Genomic DNA, 24,764 nt, shown 5'->3' on the forward strand with positions numbered 1-24,764 from the left:
CTGGCACGAAATCTTGCGTTAATGGCAAGGTGGGCCTCATGGATCCCAAGACGGACGACGACGTGCTCGACGCGGTGGGGCCGCGGCTCCGTGCGTTGCGTCGTGACCACGGCATCACCCTCGCCGGTCTCGCGGCGATGACCGGGGTGTCGGAGAGCACCCTCTCCCGGCTGGAGAGCGGGCAGCGCCGGCCGAGCCTGGAGCTGCTGCTGCCGCTGGCCCGTATCTACGACGTTCCGCTGGACGACCTCGTCGGTGCCGCACGCACCGGCGATCCCCGGATCCACCTCAAGCCGATCAGACGGTTCGGAATGACCTTCGTTCCCCTGTCCCGGCGACCGGGCGGGGAGCACGCCTTCAAGATGATCATCCCCGCCCGGCTGGAACCGCTCGAACCGACCCCGCAGACCCACGAAGGCTTTGAATGGCTCTACGTGCTCAACGGACGCCTGCGACTTGTGATCGGCGAGCGCGACCTGACGCTGTCACCCGGTGAGGCGGCCGAGTTCGACACGTCCACGCCGCACTGGCTGGGCAGCGCCGACGGCGGCCCGGTGGAACTCCTCATCCTGTTCGGCCTGCAGGGGGTGCGCGCGCATGTACGCACCGACCCTCATCGGTCGTCTCAGGCCGGAAGCCGACGGTGAACTCGGCGAGAGAGTCCGTATCCCCGTCAGCAGCGGGATCTCACCGCGCAAAGACCGCGCGCGACACCCTCGTCGTCGAGGGCGAGTCGGATCAGGCCAGAGCCGAGCAGCCGGCAGCGACCGCCCCGCCCTCCGCCGAGTTGCTTCGTACGGAGACCGGTCTCGCCCTGGTCGACGCGGCGACCGGCTCGCAGGTCTGGACCGAGCCCGGCGGCGAGGGCGAATTCGTTCCGGCCACTCTGGGCGTTCTCAGGGAGAGGGACCTGGCGTGTGAGCACCTGGAGGGGGGCCTCGAATGACGACCGACCATGGGGAACCGGCGGTACCGGGCGGGGAGTGCGAGCGGGAACCGGATCCGTCGGACAGTCTGCGGACGTTCGGGGCAGTGGTTCAGGCGCTGCGGGAGCACGCGGGGCTGAGCAGGGTGCAGTTCGGGGAGTTGGTCCGGTACTCCAAGCACACCGTGGAGTCGGTGGAGTTGGGGCGGCGGATGCCGGACGCGTCGTTCGTCGAGCGGGCGGAGGAGGCGTTGGGGAACACGGGGGCGTTGCGGCACTCGGCACGGTTTCTGACTCGGGGGAGGCGGGGCTGGCGGCTTGGTTCCGGCGTTGGGCGAAGCTGGAGCGAGTGGCGGTAAGTCTGTGCACGTACGAATGTCGTCTGGTTCCGGGGCTGTTGCAGTCGGAGGCATACATGCGGGCTCTTTGCGAAAATGACATCCCGCCCATGGCCGACGATGACTTGGAGGCGACGGTGCAGGCGCGCTTGGAGCGGCAACGCCTGCTCAAGGAGCGGCCCAACACGGCGTTCGACTTCATCGTGGAAGAGTCCGTGTTCATGCGGCGTCTCGGTGGTGCCGAGGTGACGCGTAAGCTGATCGACTATGTCCTGGAGCTCGTCGCGCCCAGGAACGTCACGCTTCAGGTCATGCCGGCGAACAGCGAGTACCACGCATGCATGGCTGGACCGATCCAATGGTTGGAGACCCCGGACGCCAGCTGGCGTGCCTACGCGGAAGGAACAGGAGAACGGCCGCCTGATCGCTGACCCGAAACAGGTCAGCAAGCTCCACATGCGCTATGCGGGACTGCGCTCGCAGGCCCTCACCCCGAAGGACTCCAGGGGCCTGCTGGAGCGGATGCGAGGAGCGCTATGAGCACGCCTGAACTCGACTGGTTCAAGTCCAGCTACAGCAGTGCACAAGGTGACAGCTGCATCGAGGTTGCCATCACCGAGCAAACCGTCCATGTACGGGACTCCAAGGATGTGACGCGCCCGCACTTTGCCGTCGGGAGTGTTCGTGACATTCGTGGCCGGGGCCTGAGTCGCGTTCCTCCCGGCGGTGGCGTGGTCACGCTCACCGCCGGGACACCGGCCCGCCAGGTCAATCTGCGGCCGGCCTGATAAGCCTCTCGGCCTCATCGCGGAGACCCTTGATTTCCTCCAAGGCCGTTTCACGCGCCAGGCTGATCTCCGTACCTTGCTTCGTGAGGCCGCTGAGGGACTGTTCCACCTCCGCGACCCACTCGCTCAGGTGCTGCCGGCCGAGGTCAGTAAGGCCGGTCCGCTGTCTGAGCGCCACGTCGGCGAAGTGATCCCGGAGCGCCTGTCGACGCTTCTTGATCGCCTGCCAGTTGCTCTGGGCCTGCACGATGCTCTTCACGTCCATCAACGGGCCCATGGCCGTCACCGCCCACTGCACCTTTCCGGCCGTACTGGCGACCTTCTGGGTTGCTTTGAGCTTGCCCCACGGCTTGAACTTGCCGACGCCGTTGGTGATCTTCCCGCCGGCGTCGAGCACTTTTTGGCCGGCGCGGGTCTTGTTGAGCCAGTTCGCGATTTTGGCTGCCGCTTCTTCCGGCTCGTCGGCGACCTTCCCGATCCACTCGTGCAGTTTCTTGGCGCCCACCTTCGCGGCCTTCTCCGCGGCTTCCCTGATGGTCTGTTCGTACGGTGACTGTGACTCCATGGGCGCGGCGAGTGTCGCCTCGGAGGCGTCGACTTCGTTCACCCAGGCCTCGGGCTCGGGTACGGCGTCGCCGTACTCGGCGACCAGCGCATCGAACGCGGCCCACACCGACGAGGAGAACCTGACGTCGAAATCGGTGCGGGCATCGATCAGTTCCCCGGTGACGGAAGTGGCGATGTCGACGGGGACGGCGCCGTTCTTCTCGGAGACGCCGTCGGCGGCTCTGCCTCCCGCCGTTCTGATCCTGGAGGCGACGATCTCGCTCTCCCGCTCCAGGGCGTCCAGCACCGCTTCCCTCGCCCGGGAGATCGACTCCTCGACCTTCTTCGCGGTCCGCGCTGCGTCGAGTTCCTCTCCGCCCAGTTCCCACCGCTGCTCGGCGTCCTCCAAGACCCGGATGAGTTCGTGCGCCTGCGCCTTGGGCCGTACTCCTTCGACACCAGGTGCGGTGATTCTCCGCAACTCGGCGGTGAGGGCGTCGATGCCGCTCTCTGCGACGAGCAACTCGACGTGTTCTTCCGTAAGTTCGGGATCGTTGACCGCGTCGACATAGTCGCGCGCATCGGTCGGAATGACCGGGACGCGATCGGCGAAGGGCCCGAGCCGCTTGCGGATCTCATCGAGGACGACCTCGCGGTCGCTATTCTCGGCGCTCATCTTGTTGACGACGATGACACTTCGATCAGCGAACCCGTCGGCACCGAGCGTCCGCAGAATCGCCCTGGTCTCAGCCTCGCCCGGAAGCTCGCTCGTCGTCACGATCATCAGCGCGTCCGCGCCACGCATGCCGCGCCGCGCCGCTTCGGAGTGCGCGTCGTTGCCCGACAGGGTCCCGGGCAGGTCGACCAGCGTCACGCCGTTCCAGTGGTACGGCGTTGCTTCGTGCGTTTTGGGGGCCGCGTCGACGAGTTCGGCGACCTCGGCCGGCGGGAGCCGGAGCAGCGCCGCGATGAGCGTCGACTTCCCGGCGCTGTAGGGGCCCAGGAGGGCGATGTGCAGGGGACTCGTGTCCACACGGGGCAGGTCCGCTGTCAGGTCCCGAGTACGCGGGTGAGCGTTCAGGACACTCTCAGCCCGCGCACTCAGCGCGGGCACGAAGGAGGTCAGATCCTCGTCACTCTCCGACATGTCAACCGGATTGCCGTCAGTCATCTGCGTTCCCCTCGTCTGCACTGCGGATCTCGATTCGCTCAGTGAGGACATCCACAAGTCGATCTTGCAAGCACGCCCGCACATCCGCGATGCTGGACGCCTCGGTCCACACGCGAAGCTCGACTCCTGGCGTTCGGCGTGCCGAGCGGACGGTCGCTGGATCCCCGCCCGTAAGGGCCAGGAACCGACGCACCAGTACGAGGTCGATCGCATCAAGGGCGGAGCGCACGGCCGACCGCAGCTGACGAAGCTGCTCGAACCGCTCCCGTGTGCGACCGATGTCCGTGGACTGAGCTTCGAACTGAGCACCTACGTGAGCCGTCGTGTCGGCGACGATCCGAGCCACCTGTACTGCGCGTTCGTCGAACAGTTCATTGAGCCTGGCCGCGGCCGCGGCCGTGGTCTCGAGGGCCCACTCGTCCCGCGCCTGTCGCAGTCGATCAACCTCGCTGCTCACCGCTTTCGCCGCTCCGGCCAGGGGCGTCAGTACGTAGTCCGCTACTACCACGGGAGGGGGAGCGAGCTTCTTGGGGATTCCCTTGGCGGCGACGGAGCCCAAGAGGGCTGTCGCCGCTCCCTTGGCAGCCGCCGTGCCCACGCCGCCGGCGTCGGGACGCGGTCGTACTTCCAGGTACTCGTCGTCCTGTGGCTCCGGGGTGCTTGCCTGCGCGCGCAGGATCTTTCCCCGTTTCCGCGTCTCCTGATCGAGCTCGCTTTCGAGACTTGAGACAAGTGCCTCCAGCTTCAGCCCGGTGACGAAGTCGCTCCACCGCTGCGCGTGATCCGCGCCGCCCAGCTCCCGCACCACATCCGGCAACCGCTCCTTGGCACGGTGCCGCTCGGCTTCGAGCCGGTCGCTCGTGTCCCGGCCCGCGATACGGAAAACTTCGAGCAACGCGGCTCGTTCACTCGGCGCCGAGCGTTCGAGTTCGCGAAGTGCGAGGTCGATGTGGGGGAGTTCCTCGATCAGCCGGTCGTGGATCGCGGCGAGCGGCGCCCGTACGCTTTCGGCCAGCCGGACGGCGCGAAGGGGAATCGCGCGCTCGGCCAGGAGCTGTTCGAGGGACCGCTCCAGTTCGGGCAACCTGCTCGCCCGAAGGGCCTTGTCTCCCAACTCGCGATCCTCCGTGGACAGCGCCTCGTGCGCGGCGCCGGAGTGGACTTCGAGGATGACGGGCGGCGCGACTCCGACTGTTCTGGCGACCTCTTCGATCCGGGTGGCGTGTTCCGCCGCCGACTTGAACTCTCTGATCGGGCGATCCGCGAAGAGTTCAAGACGGAGAGGTGTGTTGACCCGTCCTTTCACATTGACGACGGCGAGCAGAGGTTTCCCCGAGAGGAGGAGTCGCTGGAGTTCGGCGGACTCCTCGTCGCGCAGAGTGTCGGCATAGTTCCAGATGACCGCGTCGGCGATATCGCACGCGGCTCGGGCGTGCTGGGCGTCGAAGTCGTCGTCCTTCGCGGCGACGCCGGGCGTGTCGAGATAGGTCACGGCACCGACATCGAATGCGGAGGTCTTCCGTGTGGTGCGGTGTGCGCCTCGCCCGATCCCGGTTCGGTTCGCATCGCGCGTGAGGGCTTTGCGGAGTGTGGTCTTCCCGGACTTGGTTCTTCCGACGATGGCCACGAGCAGTCTGCCTCTCACTGCGGGAACGGTCCGCACGGCATCGCGCAGTTCGCGTTCGAGCGTCCCGATACGGCTGATGGACCGGACAAGATCCTCGCTCTCGATCGCGTGCGGGGAGTACGACCTTTGCTGAAGGTCGGCTTCGGCCTTGGCCCGGAGGATGGACTGAATATTGCGATAGGCCGAGCGACTTACGTCCACTGCCCCGGTCGGAAGCGCGAGCTCGCCGACCAGGGACTCCAGGGCCTCGTCGAGATCCGGTTCGGTTCGCCGCGCGTCCATCGCAGCGGCCACGCGGTCGAACAACTCGGCGTTTTCTATGTACCAGGACTCAAGAGCGCGCAGTGTGTCGATGTCGGTCTGGGAGGCGACCGCCAGTAGTCCCGTCGCGAGCCGTGCGGCCGAACTCGTGGCCGGTGCTCCGAAGGAAGCGGTCGTGCTCACGAGCGCTGTTGAGAGGCCATGCTCAATCACTGCCCGCGCGCTGTCATCCGCGAGTATCTCCACAGTACTCCCGGAGATGGCGCCGGTGTCGCGAGCCTCGATCGCCCACACCAGGGCGTCACGCCGATCCGATCTGAACCCGAGCCGCGCGTCCGGCCCTAGCCAACGCCACCACTCCAGTCGCTCGGACAGAACCGCCTCGTACGACTCCTCCGCGGCGATGAAGTCCCGCACCTTCTCAAGCCGGGTCATCAGATCTCGGTTACGCAGATCCTGCGCTGCCGAGATGCTGTGCTGGAGGACGAGCTCCCGCGCAGCTGCCGCCTGCCGAGTGATGCGGGGACGGGTCAGGTCGCTCAGCGCGCGTTCGACGTCGATCTCACGGATCGAACGCCAGATCTCCTTGGGCCATTCCTGATCCGCACGACGGAACGGCTCAAGGACTCCAGGCAGTACCCGTTCCGCGAGCGCCACAGCCGCGAGGTCCGCCCGAAGCGCTTCCACCGGCACACCCTCAAGTGCCTCGAGATGAGACCGTAGTCCTTTGAGCCGCATCAGCTCCCGGAGGGCTCTGGTCTCGCTCAGTGTCAGAGTCCGGCCCCGAGCCGTTGCCAGACGGACCAGTTCCTGACCCTCGATGCACGCTGCCACAGCTTCGGATACCCACCGCAGAGTGCTCCCAGACGGTGGCAGACCGGCACACCCGCACCCTTGGGCGACCGCCTCCACGTCCTTGGCGAGCCTCTCGAGCGAGGCTGACCCGGCCATGGCGTCGACACCCAATGGCTCCAGCAGGAGGGCCAGCACCTCGGCTCTGAGACTCGCCGTGTCATTTACTGCCGCTTCGTTCACCACTACTCCTCGTGGGGGCGGCGGCCCGGGACTCAGGGGAATCAAGGCCCGGGACTGCTCGGGTACTTCCGCTTGCACGATCCGATGACGGGGCGGTACGCAGGCGCGTGGTGTGAAACCCCACACGCCCTGCGACAAGGTGGCCCCGAACACTCGCTTCTTGTTCCGCAACCAGAGGTATCTGCTCTGCGACTCCACATAGTTGTCGTTGGCGACGACGGTTCCGTCAGTGCCCTCCGCGATCGCTGTGACAAGCGCATCGCCTTGCTTTCGGTTCCGGCCGGAGGCTGGATGAGGCTTTGTAGCGGGCGGTGCCCACGCTGACGCCGGTGCTGGTCAGCCGCGTCTGGTCCGGGTCGTCGACGATGCTGCCCATGCCGAAGTCCAGGACCTTGACCGTGCCGCCCTGCGCGAGCATCACGTTGGCGGGCTTCAGGTCCCGGTGCAGGATGCCCGCGGCGTGCGCGGTGGCGACCCGGCGGCGACCTGGGCGCCGGTGGCCGCGGCCCAGGAGACCGGCAACTGCGGCTCCTCCTCGACGAGGTCGCGCAGGGTCTCGCCGTCCAGGAACTCCATGGCCAGGTAGGGCAGGCCCCCGGGGGTGCCGGGGCCCTGGTCGATGCCGCCGGCCACGAGCCGGGTGAGGTTGGGATGCAGCAGCCGGCGCATGATCCGCACCTCGCGGTTGAACCGCTGCACGGCCTTCGCGTCCCCGCCGGTATCGATCCGCGTGCCGGTGCGGCGGCGCAGGATCGTCTTGACGGCGACCGTGCGCTCCGACGACCCCTCCGGGGCGTGCAGGTCCTCGGCCTGGCGGGCCTCCCCCATGTTGCCCCTGCCGATGACGCGTCCGACGCGGAATCTGCCGTCGATCAGCCCGTGGCTCACTGCTGCTCCTTCGCCCCTCGCCCGCGTTTCCCGTGCCGCGTCCCCGCGCGGACCCACTGGAACGCCCCCAATCCGGCGACGCCCCCGTTCACTGTGGCGGAGAGCCGACGGCGCCAGTGCGTACCGTACACGAACTGTCTCGCGCGTGACAGAAGTTCCTCTGTTGACAGCATCAACGCGTTGAGTCTAGCGTTCCTCGTGAAAGCTTGGGGGGTGCACGCAATGACTCAGCCGGTTGCCGCCGGGAACGGGCCGTCCGGCCTGCGCGAGGCCGTCGCGGAGCTGCTCGTGCGACTCCGGCGCGCGGCCGTGGACGGAGTCGTCCCGGAGCTCGTCTTCGACGAGAACGTACGGACGCTCGCGCTGGGGGACGGCGAGCGGGAGCGGTTGCGTCACGAGCTGGCCCGGCTGGGGCTGCCCGTGCGGGACTTGCACGTGCACACAGAAGGCGACAGCCGAGACCGTGAAAAGGTTGCACGCGATCGTGGAGAGAACGTGATTCCTCGGCTGGACCCTGTGCGGAACCTGCTCGCCCGGTACGCGGACGCCGACGGCTATGTCACCTCCCGTGCCCTGGACGGTGTGGTCCGGCTTGCCGGGCTCGACGCGCGCGAGGCCGCGCAACTGCGCGAAGGGACGCTGGTGCGGGGCCCGGAGGGGGCGCCGGGCGAGGTGCCGTCCAGCCGGGACGAGCAGGGAGAGTCCATACCGTCCGGCACGTCGCCGGACGCGGACGTCTCCGCCGATCCGGACCCGCAGGACACGCAGGACACGCAGGAGCCGCAGGAGCCGCAGGAGCCGCAGGAGCCGGGAGACGGCCTCGCGGTGGACGCGGCGCCTGCCGACCTCGCCGAAGCGCTGGCCGCCGCCCACGCCGTACTCGAAGTCGACCGGCGCGAGGGACGCCCGGGCAGCCGACTGCTGAGTGCGCAGGCCGAGGTGGGACTGGCCCTCATGGTGCGGGGCGGGGTGGAGGGAATCGCGCGCGAACCGGACGAGGAAGAACTGAAGGCGTTGCCGCCGGACGACCTCAGGGTCCGAGCCCGTGACTGCCTTGTCGTGCACAATCAGCGGCTCGTGCGTTCTCTGGTCCGGCCGTACCTGGAACAGGGCCTCGACTACGACGACCTGCTCCAGCACGGTTTGCTCGGTCTTCTGAGGGCCGCCCGGAAGTTCGACCCCACCAAGGGGTTCAAGTTCTCCACCTACGCCACCTGGTGGATCCGGCAGTCCATCACCCGGGCCATCGCCGACGAGGGCGCGCTGATCCGGATCCCCGTGCACATGCATGAACAGATGCGGAAGGTGGCCAGGGCCGAACGCGCCCTGGCCGCCGAGGGGCGGTACGCGAGCGCGGCCGACGTCGCGGTGCGGTGCGACATGACCCTCCAGAAGGTCGAGGAGATCCGTCGCCTCACGCGCCGTACCGACTCCCTCGACCGTGTCATCGGCGACGGCGCGACCCTGGCGGACTTCGTGGCCGAGACGCATCTCCTGCCGTCGGTCGACACGCAGGTGATCGGTGCCCTGCACGTCGCGGAGCTGCTGGCAGTGGTGGACACGTTCACCGAGCGGGAGGCGCGCATCCTCGTGCGGCGGCTCGGGCTGGACGGGGACGAACCCTCGACGCTGGACGATCTCGGACGCGAGTTCGGCGTCACACGGGAACGCATCCGGCAGATCGAGACCAAGGTGCGGCCCGTGCTGCGGGAGCGCGTGCGCACGGCGGGCCTCGTCGGCCTGGACGCCGTGTGCGAGAAGGCCGAGCATGCGGCGGAGCAGGCGGCCGAGGCCAGGAGGGCGGAGCGGTTCGCCCGCGCCACCCATGCGGCCCGGACCGCCCGGGCCCGGCTCGCACTCCGCAAGGCCAGGGCCGAGCGCCTCGCCCGGGCCACCTGGGAGCAGAAGCAGGACCAGGAGAACGGGCAGGTGGCTGCGGTTTCGGTGCGGACCGCGGTGGCGGGGGAGAGGGAGGAAGTCGGTGACGCACCGATCGCCGACGCCGTAGCGGAGCCGGAACCCGCGGGGACGGACATCTCCGAGGAGAGCGCACTGGACGGGGCGGTCGCGGACGCCGGCGAGGCTGCTTGCACCGGGGCTTCCAACGTGGTCGCCGCCGACTGGGAGCACGCCCGTCGGCTGGCGCGAGCACCCATGGACCAGATCTCGTGGCTCGCGGAATACACACGGACAGCGGTCGGAGACGCCGGTCTTGCCGCGTTGTTGGGACAGCCGGCCACCGATGCGGTGGCGCGGTACGTCCGGGACGGCGCGCCGCTCCCGCGGCCGGTGCTGACGGCACTGGAAGTGCTGCGACGCGTCTTCGACGCGGTATCGGTGGCCGAGCGGCGGCCGGAGGACTTCCTGGACCGTCCGGCCGAGGCGCTGCGTGGGGCGACACCCCGTGCATACCTCGGGGACAGCCCCCTGGTGAACGGCGAGTCGCGACTGGCCGTGCGTGATGCCTTGCGGGAGTTCCTCGCCGCCGCCACCCCGGGTGCGGAGCCGGAGACCTTGACGGAAGGCCGGGAGGCGGAGCAGAAGACTGAGGGCCGGGCCGAGGACCGGGCTGACAGCCGGGCCGAGGACCGGACAGAGGAGCAGGAGCAGGAGCAGGAGCAGCCGGAGCCGGAAGAGGAACCGCAGGAGACGGAACGCCCGGCCGGGACGACGCCGCAGACCACCGCCGACTGGGACAAGGCCCGGACACTGACGCAGCCGCCCATGGGCGGGGGAGTGGCCTGGCTCGCCGAGTACGCGCTGCTGGCCCTGGGGCATCTGCAACTGTCGGTGCTGCTCGGGTCGTCCGCCACGGATTCCGTGGTGCGGGCCGCCCGGGAGCGCGGGATGCTCGACCGTCCCGTGGTCGAGGCCCTCGACGTGCTCAAGGAGGTCTTCGACACCGTCAAGCGCCGGGAGCTGCGGCCCGAGCACTTCTTCGAGCGGCCCGTCGACGCGTTGGCCGGGGCGACGCCACGGGCGTACCTTGCCACGAAGCCCCTGGTGCGTGCCGCTTCGCGCCTCGTCGTCCGTGACGCCCTGCGGGAGTTCGTCGCGGCACCCCCGGTGCGGACGGAGCCCGCGTCCGCGAGGGCGAGCAGCGACGAGGGTGCCGCCGGCCCGTCCGAGGGCAGCACGGCCGGCGTCCAGGGTGAGCCTTCGGCGCCGGTCTCCGTGGAGGCCGCTCCGGTCGAGCAGCCGCCGGTCGTCGGCGCCGAGGAGCCGCCGGTCGTCGGCGCCGAGGAACTGCTCGCCGCGGCGCGGGCCCGGCACGAGGCGGAAATCGCCCTGCTGACACGGGAGCACGAGCGCCGGCTGAGTGAGGTGCGCGGCGCCGCCGACGAGCGGGTCGCGGCCGTCCGGGCGGAGGCCGAGCGCCGGCTCGACGCGCTCGAAGCGGAGTTGCTGCACCGTACGGACCGTGCCCTGGACCGCCGTGAGAGGCATGTCCGGCACCAGGCCGAGGAGCACCTCGCGCACCTGAAGGAGCAGCACCGGGAGGCGTACGCGGCGTTGTTGCTCAGGGCCGAACGCGCCGAGGAGGCCGGCCTGCGGACGACCGCCGCCGAGGAGCGGGCGCACGAGCTGGAGCGGAGGCTGTACGAGTACCGGGAGGGCGCCGAGGCCCGCATCGGGGAGCTGGAGTCACGGCTGAGGGCGGCTCAGGCGGCTGCCGCAGACCGCGAAAGTGCCGCCGATGAGCGCGTCGCCGAGCTGGAGACCAGGTTGCGTACGACCGAGGAAGCCGCCGCCGAGCGGGAGCGGGCCGCGGCGTCGGCCCGGGAGGAATACCGCCAGGGTGTGCGGGCCCGGGTCGCCGAGGTGGAGGCGCGGCTGAGGGAGGCCGAGGCCGCCGTCGCGCAGCGGGACCTGTTCGTCGAGGCGGCCCGTCGAAGCGCCGAGGAGACCGAGCAGCAGGCGGCACAGCGCATCGCGCAGAGCGAGCACGACGCCTGGCTCCGCATCACCGATCTGCAGTCGCGGCTCAGCACCGTTCAGGCGGAACTGGCCGCCGCGCAGGAAGCGGCTGCCGCACAGAGCCGCACCTCGCTCCGGGACCGCTGGCGCCGCTCATGAGTCACGCGTCCGCCGCACCCGCCAGTCCGTCCGAGCACGTCACGGCACCGACCACCAGGAACACCATGGATCCCCGACAGGAACTCGTCGCCTATCTCCGACGGCAGCTCGTCGGCCCGGTCGACGGCGAACACGAGACGCTCGACGCCCCGCCCGACCGGCAGTACCTCATGGGCACTCTGTACCCGCAGGAGGCCGACCTCCAGCGCCAGTTGGACGTGGCCGCCGAGGAGCTGGAGGGCGCCGGGACCGAGGGGCGTGCCGAGGACACCGCGCCCGCCACCGACCCGGTTCCCGAGTCCAACTCCTGGCTGCCCTCCTCCCTCGGGTTCAGCTTCTACACCGACGCGGACACCGTGGAGATCGAATGCTCCGCCGCCCGCTACGAGACCCGCGCCCGCACCGGTGAGCGCGGCCGGAACTGGCAGCGGGTCCCGCTGCCCGCCGAGACGCACCGGCTCGCCCCGGGACACGATCACGTCACGGTGCTGGACGGACGCGCCGAACTCCGCGTCCGCCGACGCGTCTTCGGCACCGGCCGGCTCGTCACGGTCGCCCTGGTCAACGCCGCCGCGCACGAGCCCGACCTCGGCAAGGCCGCCCACTGGGACCGGATGCTGTTCCAGGTGGAGCTGAGCGCCCGGCCCGTGGACGGCAGGGTGCTCCAGTACCCGAGCGTCCGCCTGGCCAGCCGCGACCCGGAGGAGCAGGAACTCCGCCTCCAGTACCGGCACATCCGCACACACGCCGTCGGCCACGGATGCGCCGTCGCGGAGCGGTACGACGACGCCGGTGGACAGGTGACCGAGTTGAGCGCCGCCGTCATGCCGGAGGCCGAGGTCACCGGCGTACGGGCCGCGGGGCTCAGCGGCTCGCCGGTGCTCGATCTCCTCCACCTCGCCGATCCCGCCGTACCGGTCGAGCAGCTCCGGGAGGAGCTGGCCGAGTTCGCGGCGGACTACCGGGCGTGGTACGTCGGACAGCTGAACGCGGACGTGCCCGGGTGGGGGCGCGAGGCCGCCACCCGCGTCCTCGACCGCATCGGCACCGCCGTCACCCGCATCGAATCGGGCGTCCGCACCCTCTGCGACCCGCGCCGCCCCGAACTGCTGCACGCCTTCCGTGCCGCCAACCGCGCCATGGCCCTGCAGATGCGCCACTCCGCACCCGACCTCGCCGGCACCAGGCGGTCCCGCGGGGAAGCCGCACCGCTCGACCCGGAACCGGCCCCGGGAGCCACCTGGCGCCCCTTCCAGCTGGCGTTCTTCCTGCTCGCCGTGGACGGCACGGCCGACCCCCGGCACGCGGACCGGGCCGTGACGGACCTGATCTGGTTCCCGACCGGCGGTGGCAAGACCGAGGCGTATCTGCTGCTGGCCGCCTTCACGATGGTGCTGCGCCGGGGACGGCCGGACGGCGGGGGTACGGCCGTGCTCAGCCGGTACACCCTCAGCCTCCTCACCACCCAGCAGTTCCAGCGCGCCGCCGGCACCGTCTGCGCCCTGGAGACGCTGCGCCGCGCGGATCCGGCGGCGTACGGCGAGGAGCCCTTCTCCATCGGTCTGTGGGTGGGCGAGACCACCACCCCGAACACGTACGACAAGGCACGGACGGCCTTCGAGAACGCCCGCCAGGCCGCCCAGCCCGACGACGTCTTCATCCTCGACCGCTGCCCGTGGTGCGGCACCCGCATCCTGCCCGCCCACAAGTCGTCCGACATCGGCGACTACGGTGTGCGCGCCACGGCCGACTCCTTCGCCTTCTTCTGCCCACGGCAGGAGTGCGTCTTCCACGACGAACTGCCCGTCGCCGTCGTGGACGAGCACCTCTACGACCGGCCGCCGACGTTCGTCCTCGGGACCGTGGACAAGTTCGCCCGGCTCGCCTGGGAGCCGCGCGCGGGCCGCCTGTTCGGCGCCGCAGGGAGCCCGGGGGGTCCCGGGAGTGCGGGCGGCCCCGGGAGTGCGGGCAGGGCGGACCGCGCCGGCAACCTGCCGCCGTCGCTCGTCATCCAGGACGAGCTGCACCTGCTCACCGGCCCGCTCGGCACCACCGTCGGCCTGTACGAGTCCGCCGTCCTCGGCCTGTGCGCCGGCCCCGACGGCACCGGACCGAAGGTGGTGGCGTCCACGGCGACCATCCGCCGCTCCGGGGAGCAGGTCCGCGCCCTGTACGGCGGAGGCGTCCAGCTCTTCCCGCCGGCCGGACTCGACGCCCGGCACTCCTACTTCGCGGAACCCGACACCTCCAAGCCCGGCCGCCGCTACCTCGGAGTCATGGCCCAGGGCCATACGGCGGGCCGCGCCGCCGTGGCCACCGCCGCCGCCCTGCTCCAGGGAGCGTGGGAGCTGCCCGAGGAACACCGGGACGCCTACTGGACCCTGGTCGCCTACCACCACAGCCTGCGCGAGCTCGGCCGCACGGTCACGGCCGCCGCCGACGACATCCCCGCCCAGCTCGCCGGACTCGACACGGGCAGCGGGGTACGGCCGTTGGCGGACAACCAGGTGCAGGAACTGACCAGCAACCTTCCGCGTGCCGAGCAGCCCGTGCTGCTGGACCGGCTGGAGAAGGACTGGGACGACCCGCAGTCGGTGTCCTTCCTGCCCTGCACGAACATGCTGTCCGTGGGGGTCGACGTCAAGCGGCTCGCGCTGATGCTGATGCAGGGGCAGCCCAAGACGACCGCCGAGTACATCCAGGCCACCAGCCGGGTCGGCCGGCACACCGTGCCCGGCCTCGTCGTGACCTTCTTCAACGCCACCCGGCCCAGGGACCGTTCGCACTACGAGACCTTCGACGTGTACCACCGGTCCCTGTACCGGCACGTCGAACCGACCAGCGTCACCCCCTGGTCCGTGCCCTCCCGGCGGCGCGCCCTGCACGCCGCGCTGGTCGTCCTCGTACGGCACCGGCTCGGGCTCACCGCCGAGAACCAGGCCGGGCAGGTCCTGGACCGCCTCCCCGACGTGGAGGCCCTCGCCGAGGAGCTGGCCGTACGGGCCGAGGCGGCCGACCCGGCCGCCGGTGAGGCCGTCCGCAAGGAGATCGCGGGACTGGTCGCCGACTGGGAGGACGCGGCGCGCGAGGCCCGCAAGGACGGCCGCGAGCTGTACTACCGCAGCCAGGGCAAGGGCCAGTCCAACCTGATCAAGAGCTTCGAGCAGAACTACGGCCTGTGGGAGACACCGAACTCCATGCGCAACGTGGACCGGGAATGCCAGGTGACGGTGAAGGGAGCCGACCTGTGAGCCGCACCCTGCGGGTACGCCAGTCGCAGACGGTGGTGCCGTTCGGCGTCGGAGCCGTCTTCGACATCCAGGGCGAGTCCTTCGTCGCCACCGGCATCGGGGACTGGCCGGCCAGGGGCAGGCAGAAGCTGGAGTCCCCGCGTCTCGCCTCCCGGCTGGGCGTCACCGGTTTCTACGCCGCACCGGCCACCGCCAACGACCGCTTCGACGTCCCCGACGCGCCCGGAGCGCCGTACATCCGCTTCCCGTCCTGGCTGTTCTGCGGCTCCTGCCGCCGGATGAGGCGCTGGCGGATCGCCGACGAGAAGCCCGGGCAGCCGCCGCGCTGCCCGTCCTGCTCGCCGGCGCGGACGCTCGCGCCCATGCGGTTCGTGCAGATCTGCCAGGCCGGGCACCTCAGCGACGTCGACTGGTGGTTCTGGGCCCACTCGCGGCGCGACGCCGGGGAACGACGACGCTGCGAGGAGCGCGACAGGCTGCGCTTCCTCGTCTCCGAGCGGGCCTCCGGCCTCGAGGCGCTCTCCGTCACCTGCACCGCCAAGGGCTGCGGCGCGTCCCGGGACCTCCTCGACATCCTCGGCACGCACGGCATGCGCTGCTCCGGCCGCAACCCGTGGCAGCGGGCGAACGAGCGGACGGAGTGCCCCCGGCCCGTGCAGATCGTGCAGCGCACGGCCGGCAACCTGTACTACCCGATCGTCCACTCGGCACTCGACATCCCCGAGTCCGACGTACCGGCGGCCCACGGCGACGAGGGCCTGGCGGCCAAGGTGCGGGAACACGACCTGTGGGTGTCACTGTGCCGGGTGGCCGCCACGCCGCGCGCGGGGGTGTTCCGGACGATGATCCAGGAGGACACCGGCGCCGACGACGCCCTCATGGACGCGCTGCTCGCCGAGGAGACGGGGCAGCCCGTGCCCTCGTCGGGCGCCTCCCCGGACGCCTCGGCGTCCGACGCGCAGGCCGCGCCCGCCCGCCCCGACCTCAGCCGCGAGGAGTGGGCCGCCTTCACCGCGCCCGTCCCGCCCGCGACCCGGGACTTCGCGCTGCGCGAGACCACCCTCGGCCTGGCCGGGGAGACCACCGACCCGTGGGCCGCCGTCAGCCGCCGCTTCGGCAGGATCGTCCTCGCCGACCGGCTCCGCGAGGTGCGCGCCCTGTCCGGCTTCAGCAGGGTCTCCCCGGATGCTCCCCCCGTACCGGCCGACACCGCCCGCCGCCTCAAGTGGCTGCCGGCGGTGGAGGTGTTCGGCGAGGGGATCTTCCTCACCCTGGACCGGGCCGAACTCGCGAGCTGGGAGGCGGACGCGGACGTACGGAGGCGTGTCACCGGCATGCGGACCGACCTGGCCCGCTCCTTCCAACGGGACCGCCTGGAGGCCCTGACCGGCCCGGAACTCGCGCCGCGCTTCGTCCTCCTCCACACGCTCGCGCACCTGCTGATCCGCCAGCTCTCCTTCGAGTCCGGCTACACCACCGCGAGCCTGCGGGAGCGCGTGTACGCCCGCCCCGAGCAGGACCAGTACGGCATCCTCGTCTACACCGCGGCGGGCGACGCCGAAGGCACCCTCGGCGGGCTGGTCCGCCAGGGCGAGCCGCCGCGACTGGCCGAGACACTCCTGCGCATGACGGAGGCCGCCGCCTGGTGCTCGGCCGACCCGCTCTGCGCCGAGCACACCGGCCAGGGCTTCGGCAACCTCAACCGCGCGGCCTGCCACGCCTGCGCCCTGCTGCCCGAGACCAGCTGCGAAACCGGCAACACCCTCCTGGACCGCGCCCTCGTCGTCGGCGGCGAGCACGTACCCGGATACCTGGAGCCCGTCGTCACCGCCGCACGCGCGGCCGCCGCCGACGCACTGGAGGAGACGTGACCCTCACCTACCTCGACCTCACCCCCGGACAACGGGCCGGCCTCGACGCCCTGCCCTTCGACGGCAACCATCTGATCAGCGGCCCGCCGGGCAGCGGCAAGAGCCTGCTGGCGGCACAGCGGGCCCTCATGCTCGCCCTCACCGGCACCCCGGTCGCCGTGCTCACCCGTTCCAACCTGCTGCGCCAGTCGCTGGCCGCGACGGTCCACGCCCTGGGCAACGCCGACCGCGGCGTGCGCGTCACGACCGCCCACGCCTGGCTCGCCGAGTGGCACGGAGGCACGGCTCCGCGCAGCGCCGACGGCTGGTACGACTGGCACGCGCTGTACGAGCGGGCCGCCGACACCGGCCCGATCCCCGGCCTCACCCTGGTCGTCGACGAGGGCCAGGACCTGCCGCCCGAGTTCTACCTGCTCTGCCGGATGCTCGGGGCCCGTACGACGGTCTACGCGGACGAGTGCCAGCGCCTCACCGACACGCACTCCACCCTCGCCGAGATCGCCCGGAACCTCGGCCGCTGCGCCCGGCACGAGCTCGACGGCAACCACCGCAACACCGAGCAGATCGCGTCCTTCGCCGCCCACTTCCACACGGGCGCCGGCGCGCCGGCCCTGCCCGCCCGGCAGGGGCCGCCGCCGCGCCTGCACCGCTTCCACGAGCGGGGCGCCGCGGACCTGCTGGCCCTGCTGGCGGAGCGGCACCCGAAGGACACCATCGGCGTCGTCGTGGCTTCCAGGCACACGCAGTTCTCGCTGCTCGGCAGCCTGACCCGCCGAGCGCCGCGACTGAGGCCCCAGCTGTACACGTCCGAGGCGAAGGGCGGCCAGTACCGCAACCTCGACCTCGGCCGTCCGGGCATCGTCATCGTCCACCGGGCCAGCGCCAAGGGGCTCGGTTTCGACACGGTCGTGATCCCCGACACCCACACGGACGCGGCCGGCGACCCCTCCGCGGCCGCCCTGCGCATGACGTACTACGTCCTGGCGACCAGGGCCCGGCGCGAGCTCCACCTCGGGTACGAGGGGGAGTCGGAGCCTCCGCTGCTGGCCCAGGTGGGCAAGGGCGAGCTGATGCGCGGCTGAGGGAGCGGTCGGGGGCGGGCGGGGGAGGAGCACGACCCGAGGGGCATGTTGATCAGCGGATTCCGTTAATGCGTACCATGTGCAAGTGCGCAGCAGTGACTACAGCCTCAGGACAGCCACCCCCGCCGACCTCGACGGTGCCCGAGCCGTCATGCTCGACACCGTCTACCGCGACTTCGGCACGGGCTACGTCCCGCGCTGGCACGGCGACATCGTCGACCCGGCCGGCGCGTACCTCGCGCCGGAGCGGCACACCCTCCTCGTCGCGGTCGACGGGACCGGCGAGGTCGTCGCCACCGGCGCCCTCGACTCCCGCGGCCCCGTACACCCGCCGAACCCGCGCCACGTCGCCGAGCGCTACCCCTCCGGCGTGACCGCGCAGCTGCGCCGCGTGTACGTGCGGCCCGAGCACCGGCGGCGCGGGCTGGCCCGGCGGCTCGTCGACGAACTGCTCGCGTTCGCCGTCGCGGACGGCGGATACAAGGCCGTCTACCTGCACACCGACCCGGCCGTCACCGGCGCCGAGCCGTTCTGGCGGTCGCTCGCCAAGGTGGTGCACGACGAACGGGAGGACGCGGGCGGCGGGCAGGGGATCGTGCACTTCGACGTGCCGATGGAGCGCGGGTCGGCGGAACCGGGGGCGGCAAGGTAATGGAAACGGTTGCCATGTAGGCTCCTGCTCGCCGCCGCCTTCGCCCGACCCGCTCCCGCACACCGATCGATCCGAGGACCATGCGCTCCCACCGCCGCTCCCGGCTGCTCGCCCCTCTCCTGCTCCTACCGCTGATATCCAGTTGCTTTGCCTCGGGCGGCAGCGACGACTCCGGCTCCGGCGACAACGCCGACGGCGCCCGCCTCCGCGTGGCCCTCGCCTTCCCGCCCGCCGAGAACCTCTCCCCCTACGGCGCCGACGCCACCCTCCTCAGCCGCCTCGCCGTCACCGAGGGCCTCACCGCGCTCGACGCCAACGGCTCCGCCGCCCCCGCGCTCGCCGAGTCCTGGCGGCGGGACGGCGAGAAGGCCTGGGAGTTCACCCTCCGCGACGCCACCTTCCAGGACGGCACCGACGTCACCCCGGCCGCCGTCGCCGACTCCCTCACCCACGCCACCGACGCCGAGCCCGCGCCCGCCGCCCTGGCCGGCGTCACCCTCACCGCCGAGGCCGAAGGGGAGCGGACGGTGCGGATCACGACCTCCGCGCCCGATCCCGTACTGCCGCTGCGGCTCTCCAGCCCCAGCCTCGCCGTGCTGTCCGCCAAGGCCTACGCCGACAAGAACCGCGTCGACCCCGTCGGCACCGCCACCGGACCCTTCGAGCTGACCAAGGTCAACGGCGCCACCTCCGTCTCCCTCGACCGGTTCGACGCGTACTGGGGCGGCCGTGCCCAGGCCTCCGGCATCGACGCCCGCTTCATCGCCGACGGCACCGCCCGCACCAACGCGCTGCGGACCGGCGAGCTCGACATCGCCGAGGCCGTCCCCGTCTCCCAGGCGGCCACCCTCGACAAGGACACCCGGCGCGACACCGCCACCACCCGCACGACCAGCCTGCTGCTCAACGCCTCGTCCGGGCCCTTCGAGGACGCCGGGCTGCGGGCCGCCGCCCGCGCAGCCGTCGACACCCCGGTGTTCGCCAAGGACGTGTACGAGGGGTACGCCGACCCCGGTGCCGGCCTCTACGGACCCGCCGTGACCTGGGCCGGGGGGAAGCGGACCGCGCCCGTCGGACGTGCGGCGGCCGCGAAGCCCGGCGGTGACACCATCGACCTCGCCACCTACGACAACCGGCCCGAGCTGCCCGAGGTCGCCCAGGTGGTCAAGCAGCAGCTGGAGAAGGCCGGGTTCAAGGTGAAGCTCACCGTCCGCGAGTACTCGCGGCTGGAGGGCGACGCGCTGGAGGGGAAGTTCGACGCGTTCGTACTGGCCCGGAACACCCTCCTCGACACCGGTGACCCCGTCGCCGTCCTCGCCAGCGACTACGCCTGCGACGGCGGCTTCAACATCGCCCAGCTGTGCGACAAGGACGTCGACGCCGCCGTGGCCCAGGCGGAGAAGACCGCCGACACCGCGAAGCGGCAGGACGCCGCCATGGCCGCCGAGGCCCGCATCCTCGGCAGCGACGCCGTCGTGCCGCTCGTGCACCAGCGCGTCATCACCGGCGTCGCCGACTCCGTGCAGGGCGTGATCCTCGACCCGTACGAGCGCACCCTCGTCGGCACCGGCACGCGGCGCTGAGCCGTGCGGCAGCAGGTGGCCACCGCGGTGTGGCGGGTCGTCCTCGCGGCGGGGCTCGTGTGCGGGATCGGGCTGCTGCCGTGGCTCACGCGGACCGATCCGGCGTACACCGTCCTCAAGGCACGGTCGGCCGAGCGCGAGCCCACGCCCGAGGTGCTCGCGGACGTCCGGGAGCAGCTCGGACTCGACGGGGGCCCGCTGCACGTGCTCACGCGGTGGCTCGGCGGGCTGCTGCGCGGTGACGCGGGGCAGTCGTGGATCTCCGGGGGCGACGTCCTGCCCGACGTGCTCCGGGCGCTCGGGGCCTCCCTGCTGCTCATGACCGCCGCGCTCCTCGTCGCCGCCGTCACCGCCGGACTCATCTGCGCCCGCACACTGCGGCTGGGCGCCCGGCGGCGGCTCGGCGGGCGGCGGCGGGGCGGCACCGCGTCCGCCGTGATCGCCTCCCTGCCCGAGTTCCTCGTCGCGTCCGTGCTCGCCACCGTCGTCGGGGTGCAGCTGGGCTGGCTGCCCGCGCTGGGGTGGTACGGGCTCCAGTGGACGATCCTGCCCGCGCTCGCCCTCGGGCTGCCCGCCGGGGCCGTGCTCGGGCGGCTGCTCGACGACCTGCTGCCCGGCGCGTTCGGTGAGCCGTGGGCACTGGCCGCCGCCGCCCGGGGACTGACCGGGCGGCGCATCGCACGGCAGGCGCTGCGGCGGTGCGTGCCCGCGCTGCTGCCCAACCTCGGGCTGTTCGTCGTCGGACTGACCGGTGGCGCCGTCGCCGTCGAGCAGGTCTTCGACATCCCCGGCCTGGGCCGCACCACCCTCCAGGCCGCCCTCGCCCAGGACCTCCCCGTCCTCCAGGCCGGCACCCTCGCCCTCGTCCTGCTCGCCGCGCTCGCCACCGGTGCCACCCGCGTCGCCGCCCACCTGCTCACCGGCCCCGCACTGCGCGACGGCGCCCTGTCCTCCCTGCACCGGCCCGCCCCACCCGCCGGCGGGCTGCTGCCCCTTGTCTACGGAGCCGTCCTGCTCGCCGTCATCGGGCTCGGCCTGACCCGTGATCCGCTCGCCCTCACTACGGGGGAGCGGCTGCGGGCACCCTCCCTCGAGCACCCCTTCGGCACCGACGCCCTCGGCCGCGACCTGCTCGCCCGCGTCGGTCACGGCGCCCTGGACACCCTGCTCCTCGCCTCCGCCATCAGCGCCGCCGCGCTGCTCGCGGGCGTACTCCTCGGGCTGGTACCCCGGGTGTCCGCGCCGCTCGTCGACACCGTCAACGCCGTTCCGCCCGTACTCGCCGCCCTCCTCGTCACCGCCGTCGCGGGGAGCGGGGCGGCCACGCCCGCGCTGGCCGTGGGGGCCGTGGCCTGGGCGCCGCTCGCCGCCCACACCTCGGCGCTGCTGCGCCAGGAACGCGCCACCCTGCACATCACGGCCACCCGGGGCCTGGGCGCCGGGCGCTGGTACCTGCTGCGGCGCGAACTGCTGCCGGCCGTCCTGCCGCCCGTCCTGCGCCACGCCCTGCTGCGGCTGCCCGGTGTCGCCCTCGCGCTCGCCTCGCTCGGCTTCCTCGGCCTGGGCGCCCAGCCGCCGTCCCCCGAGTGGGGCCTGCTCCTCGCCGAGAACCAGCCCTACGCCGAGCGCGCCCCCTGGGCCGTCCTCGCCCCCGCCGCCGTCCTCGCCCTGCTCGGCGCGCTGGCCGTCACCGCCGCGGGCGGCCTGCGTCCCCCTCGGTGGCGAACTCGTCGTACGGAATCCGTCGTCAGCCGGCGGCCCGCCGCAGAGAAGGAACCGACCGCACTCCGATGATCACCACATCCACCGGCCGGCGCGTGGGGGCCGCCGGTCGCGGCGCCCCGCTCTCCCCGCTGCTCCGGCTGCTCATCCTCACCCAACTCGCCTTCAACATCGGCTTCTTCGCGGTCCTGCCGTTCCTCTCCGAGCATCTCGGCGGGGCGATCGGCATGGCGGGGTGGCTGGTCGGTTTCGTGCTCGGGCTGCGCACCTTCAGCCAGCAGGGGCTGTTCGTGGTCGGCGGGGCGCTGGCCGACCGGTACGGCATCCGGCCCGTGGTGCTCGCCGGATGCGTGCTGCGGATCGCCGGGTTCGCGTGGCTCGGGTTCGCCGAGCGGACCTGGGCGGTCGTCGGGGCGGTGCTGCTGATCGGGTTCGCCGCCGCGCTCTTCTCGCCGGCCGTCGAGTCCGAGGTCGCCCGGCAGGCCGTCGTCTGGGAGGAGGAGGGCGGCGGGGACCGGACCAGGGTGCTCGCGCTGTTCACCGTCGCCGGGCAGGCGGGGGCCTTCGTCGGACCGCTGCTGGGCGCCCTGCTGCTGGCCGTCGACTTCCGTACCGCGTGCCTCGCCGGGGCCGGTGTCTTCGTGCTCGTCCTCGCCGGGCACGCGTGGCTGCTGCCGCAGCGCATACCCGGGCGGACCCAGGTCCGGGTCAAGGGCGGGGCGCGGCTGCTGCTGCGCAACCGGCGCTTCCTCGCGCTGTGCTGCGCGTACGGCGCCTATCTGCTCGCCTACAACCAGCTCTACCTGGCGCTGCCCGCCGAGGTGGAGCGGGCCGCCGGTTCACAGGCGCCGCTGGCCTGGCTGTTCGCGCTGTCCTCGCTGCTGGTGGTGACCGCGCAGCTGCCGGTGACCCGGTGGGCGGGGGCGCGGCTGGCGCCACGCCGGTCGATGGTGGCGGGGCTGGCGCTGATCGCGGCCGGCTTCGCCGTCGTCGCGCTGGCGCGGCCCGCCGGGTGGACGGGGACGGGCGGACTGGTGCCGGCCGCCGGGTTCGTCGTCCTGCTCACCCTCGGGCAGATGCTGGTCGCGCCCGTCGCCCGTGCCTGGGTGCCGGACCTCGCCGAGGAGGGGCGGCTCGGGCTGTACACGGGGGCGCTGTCCTCGGTCTCCGGGCTCATCGTGCTGGCCGGCAGTTCCGCGACCGGCCTGCTGCTGGACAGCGGGCTGCCGGCCGCCGTGCCGTGGCTGGTCCTGGCCGCCGTACCGCTGGCGGCGGTGGGGCTGCTGCCCCGGCGGCACTGAGTCCTTCGGCGCGGCGGCAGGCGGGCAGCCCCGCCCGGGAGCCACTGCCCAGCGGTCCGTGGAGACCGTCCCTAGCTGCGGAGCGTGGCGACCGCCTCGTCGAAGAGGCGCTCGGGATCGGCGGTCCCGCCCGAGCGGTACCACGCGTCGACGGCCGCGTCGAGGCAGGCCAGCGCGGCGGCGACGAAGGCCAGGGCCCGGGGGTCGGGGTCCGTGGTGGGGGGCAGGCCGAGGCGGCGCTGTACGTCGGGGGCGAGCAGCGCCTGCCAGCGCAGGTGCTTCTCCAGGTGCCGGGCGCGCAACGACGGCGCCTCGTGATGGAGGCGGGCGAGGACGAGCAGTTCCTCCGTGCCGGCCCCGGGCGGCCGGACGGTCAGGAAGGCTTCCCGGATGGCCGCCCAGGCCGACTCGTCGTCCGGACGGGCCTCCAGCGCGGCCCGTACCGACTCGCCGAGCGCCTCGGTGTCGCCCAGGACGAGGTCTTCCTTGCTGCCGAAGTAGTGGAAGAACGAGCGGCGCGAGATGCCGACCGCCGCGGTGATCTGGTCGATGGTCGTCGCGTCGAAGCCGTTCTCCGCGAAGAGCCGCATGGCGGTGGCGGTGATCTCCGCGCGCGCCGCGCGCCGCGCCCGCTCTCGAAGCGTGGGGGTTTCGGCCATGCACCCAGTCTATGGCTTTGCATCGCACGCGCAGTGTTGCACCGAGTGCAAGAACTTGCCTACAGTGCAGACATGACACCGATCGACTTCTCCGGCCAGTCCACGATCGTCACCGGGGCCAGCTCCGGCATCGGCGCCGCCTTCGTCCGTGAACTCGCCCGCCGCGGCTCCGACGTCGTCCTCGTCGCACGGCGGCACGACCGACTGGAAGAGCTCGCCGCCGAGGTGCGGGCCCAGCACGGTGTGCGGGCCACGGCGGTTCCGCTCGACCTGAGCGTGCCGGGTGCGGGCCGGCGGCTGGCCGCCGATCTGGCCCGGCGCGGCATCCGGGTCGACGGCCTGGTGAACAACGCCGGTTTCGGCACCGACGGCGCCTTCCACAAGGAGGACCCCGACCGCCTCACCGACGAGATCAACGTGGACGTCACGAACCTCGTCGACCTCACCCGCGCGTTCATCGAGCCGCTCCGCGATTCCGGCCGGGGCGTCCTCGTGAACGTCGCGAGCGCGGCGGCCTACACGCCCGCCCCCGCGATGGCGGTCTACGCCGCCTGCAAGGCGTTCGTCCTCAGCTTCACCGAGGCGCTCTGGTACGAGTCCCGCGGCACCGGCCTGCGGGTGCTCTCGCTCGCCCCCGGCCTCACCCGCACCGAGTTCTTCGACGGCCTGAGCGGCGGCTCCTACCGGGGCAGCTACCAGACCCCCGAGCAGGTCGTGGCGACCGCGATGCGCGTCCTCGACCGGGGCCGGCGCCCGAGCGTGCAGTCGGGCCGCCTGAACGCGGTCATGGTGCGCCTGCCCCGCTTCTTCACCCGTCGGCGGGCCGTCCTGCTCAGCGGGATGATCTCGGCCCGGTCCTCCGGGGCGGCGACCGTCCCGGCGGCCTGAGGGCCTGACGGCCTGAGGGCACTAAGGGATCATCTCGTTTGGTGGATCGAAGTGAAGGTGCCCCGGCGGACTGCATCTTCAGTGCTGGTGCGACGATGC

16 protein-coding genes and 2 pseudogenes are annotated in these 24,764 nt (G+C 72.0%); 13 read left to right on the forward strand and 5 right to left on the reverse strand.

The genetic code is table 11. From position 1 onward, the window contains the following. Positions 1-38: 38 nt before the first annotated feature. From ACP4IX_RS08810 to ACP4IX_RS08825, 4 genes and pseudogenes are all read left to right on the forward strand, one after another. Entirely contained in the window at positions 39-647 is a 609-nt protein-coding gene (locus ACP4IX_RS08810) for a helix-turn-helix domain-containing protein (RefSeq protein ID WP_426555173.1), read from the forward strand. Further along, complete coding sequence (locus tag ACP4IX_RS08815; protein WP_426517501.1) at positions 644-946, forward strand: hypothetical protein; 303 nt, start codon at positions 644-646, stop codon at positions 944-946. The genes ACP4IX_RS08810 and ACP4IX_RS08815 overlap by 4 nt, the downstream gene beginning before the upstream one ends. After that, a pseudogene (locus ACP4IX_RS08820) lies at positions 943-1,803 on the forward strand (helix-turn-helix domain-containing protein). Before ACP4IX_RS08815 ends, ACP4IX_RS08820 begins: the two are co-directional and overlap by 4 nt. Continuing rightward, positions 1,800-1,940 (forward strand): annotated as a pseudogene (locus tag ACP4IX_RS08825) (DUF397 domain-containing protein); the annotation flags it as partial. The pseudogenes ACP4IX_RS08820 and ACP4IX_RS08825, both read left to right, overlap by 4 nt. A gap of 91 nt (positions 1,941-2,031) precedes the next feature. Here ACP4IX_RS08825 and ACP4IX_RS08830 read toward each other — a convergent pair. From ACP4IX_RS08830 to ACP4IX_RS08845, 4 genes are all read right to left on the reverse strand, one after another. Beyond that, positions 2,032-3,768: a GTPase gene (locus ACP4IX_RS08830; RefSeq protein WP_426555174.1), complete on the reverse strand. Its 1,737-nt coding sequence runs from the start codon at positions 3,766-3,768 to the stop codon at positions 2,032-2,034. Beyond that, the gene (locus tag ACP4IX_RS08835) at positions 3,761-6,691 is read right to left on the reverse strand and encodes a GTPase (RefSeq protein WP_426555175.1); all 2,931 of its coding nucleotides are present in this window, start codon (positions 6,689-6,691) and stop codon (positions 3,761-3,763) included. The genes ACP4IX_RS08830 and ACP4IX_RS08835 overlap by 8 nt, the downstream gene beginning before the upstream one ends. Before the next feature lie 226 nt (positions 6,692-6,917). Further along, complete coding sequence (locus ACP4IX_RS08840) at positions 6,918-7,109, reverse strand: hypothetical protein (protein WP_426517816.1); 192 nt, start codon at positions 7,107-7,109, stop codon at positions 6,918-6,920. A gap of 14 nt (positions 7,110-7,123) precedes the next feature. Beyond that, positions 7,124-7,579 carry a protein kinase gene (locus tag ACP4IX_RS08845; RefSeq protein ID WP_426555176.1) on the reverse strand — a complete coding sequence of 152 codons (456 nt, stop codon included), beginning with the start codon at positions 7,577-7,579 and terminating at the stop codon, positions 7,124-7,126. A gap of 222 nt (positions 7,580-7,801) precedes the next feature. Between ACP4IX_RS08845 and ACP4IX_RS08850 the strand changes: the two genes are divergently transcribed. The 8 genes from ACP4IX_RS08850 to ACP4IX_RS08885 all read left to right on the forward strand — a co-directional run bounded on the left by ACP4IX_RS08850 (position 7,802) and on the right by ACP4IX_RS08885 (position 23,118). Beyond that, entirely contained in the window at positions 7,802-11,656 is a 3,855-nt protein-coding gene (locus ACP4IX_RS08850) for a sigma-70 family RNA polymerase sigma factor (RefSeq protein WP_426555177.1), read from the forward strand. A 65-nt stretch (positions 11,657-11,721) separates the two neighbouring features. Beyond that, positions 11,722-14,907 (forward strand): helicase-related protein, encoded by a 3,186-nt coding sequence (locus ACP4IX_RS08855; protein ID WP_426555178.1) that lies wholly within the window; start codon positions 11,722-11,724, stop codon positions 14,905-14,907. Further along, the gene (gene drmB, locus ACP4IX_RS08860) at positions 14,904-16,778 is read left to right on the forward strand and encodes a DrmB family protein (protein ID WP_426555179.1); all 1,875 of its coding nucleotides are present in this window, start codon (positions 14,904-14,906) and stop codon (positions 16,776-16,778) included. Before ACP4IX_RS08855 ends, drmB begins: the two co-directional genes overlap by 4 nt. Beyond that, positions 16,775-17,860, forward strand: coding sequence for a DNA helicase (locus ACP4IX_RS08865; RefSeq protein WP_426555180.1), 1,086 nt, complete (start codon positions 16,775-16,777; stop codon positions 17,858-17,860). The genes drmB and ACP4IX_RS08865 overlap by 4 nt, the downstream gene beginning before the upstream one ends. A gap of 85 nt (positions 17,861-17,945) precedes the next feature. Further along, entirely contained in the window at positions 17,946-18,512 is a 567-nt protein-coding gene (locus tag ACP4IX_RS08870) for an N-acetyltransferase family protein (protein ID WP_426555181.1), read from the forward strand. A gap of 80 nt (positions 18,513-18,592) precedes the next feature. Then, the gene (locus ACP4IX_RS08875; protein WP_426555182.1) at positions 18,593-20,095 is read left to right on the forward strand and encodes an ABC transporter substrate-binding protein; all 1,503 of its coding nucleotides are present in this window, start codon (positions 18,593-18,595) and stop codon (positions 20,093-20,095) included. A 3-nt stretch (positions 20,096-20,098) separates the two neighbouring features. Further along, positions 20,099-21,889 (forward strand): ABC transporter permease subunit, encoded by a 1,791-nt coding sequence (locus ACP4IX_RS08880; protein WP_426555183.1) that lies wholly within the window; start codon positions 20,099-20,101, stop codon positions 21,887-21,889. After that, positions 21,886-23,118, forward strand: a complete 1,233-nt coding sequence (locus ACP4IX_RS08885) for an MDR family MFS transporter (RefSeq protein WP_426555184.1) — start codon at positions 21,886-21,888, stop codon at positions 23,116-23,118. The genes ACP4IX_RS08880 and ACP4IX_RS08885 overlap by 4 nt, the downstream gene beginning before the upstream one ends. A gap of 71 nt (positions 23,119-23,189) precedes the next feature. On the opposite strand, the gene ACP4IX_RS08890 is transcribed toward ACP4IX_RS08885, so the two are convergent. Continuing rightward, the gene (locus tag ACP4IX_RS08890) at positions 23,190-23,777 is read right to left on the reverse strand and encodes a TetR/AcrR family transcriptional regulator (protein WP_426517475.1); all 588 of its coding nucleotides are present in this window, start codon (positions 23,775-23,777) and stop codon (positions 23,190-23,192) included. Between the two features lie 72 nt (positions 23,778-23,849). Between ACP4IX_RS08890 and ACP4IX_RS08895 the strand changes: the two genes are divergently transcribed. Further along, positions 23,850-24,665: an SDR family NAD(P)-dependent oxidoreductase gene (locus ACP4IX_RS08895; protein WP_426555185.1), complete on the forward strand. Its 816-nt coding sequence runs from the start codon at positions 23,850-23,852 to the stop codon at positions 24,663-24,665. Positions 24,666-24,764: the final 99 nt, after the last annotated feature.

The organism is Streptomyces sp. WG5 (assembly GCF_049974565.1).
In the GTDB taxonomy this organism is placed as follows: Bacteria; Actinomycetota; Actinomycetes; order Streptomycetales; family Streptomycetaceae; genus Streptomyces.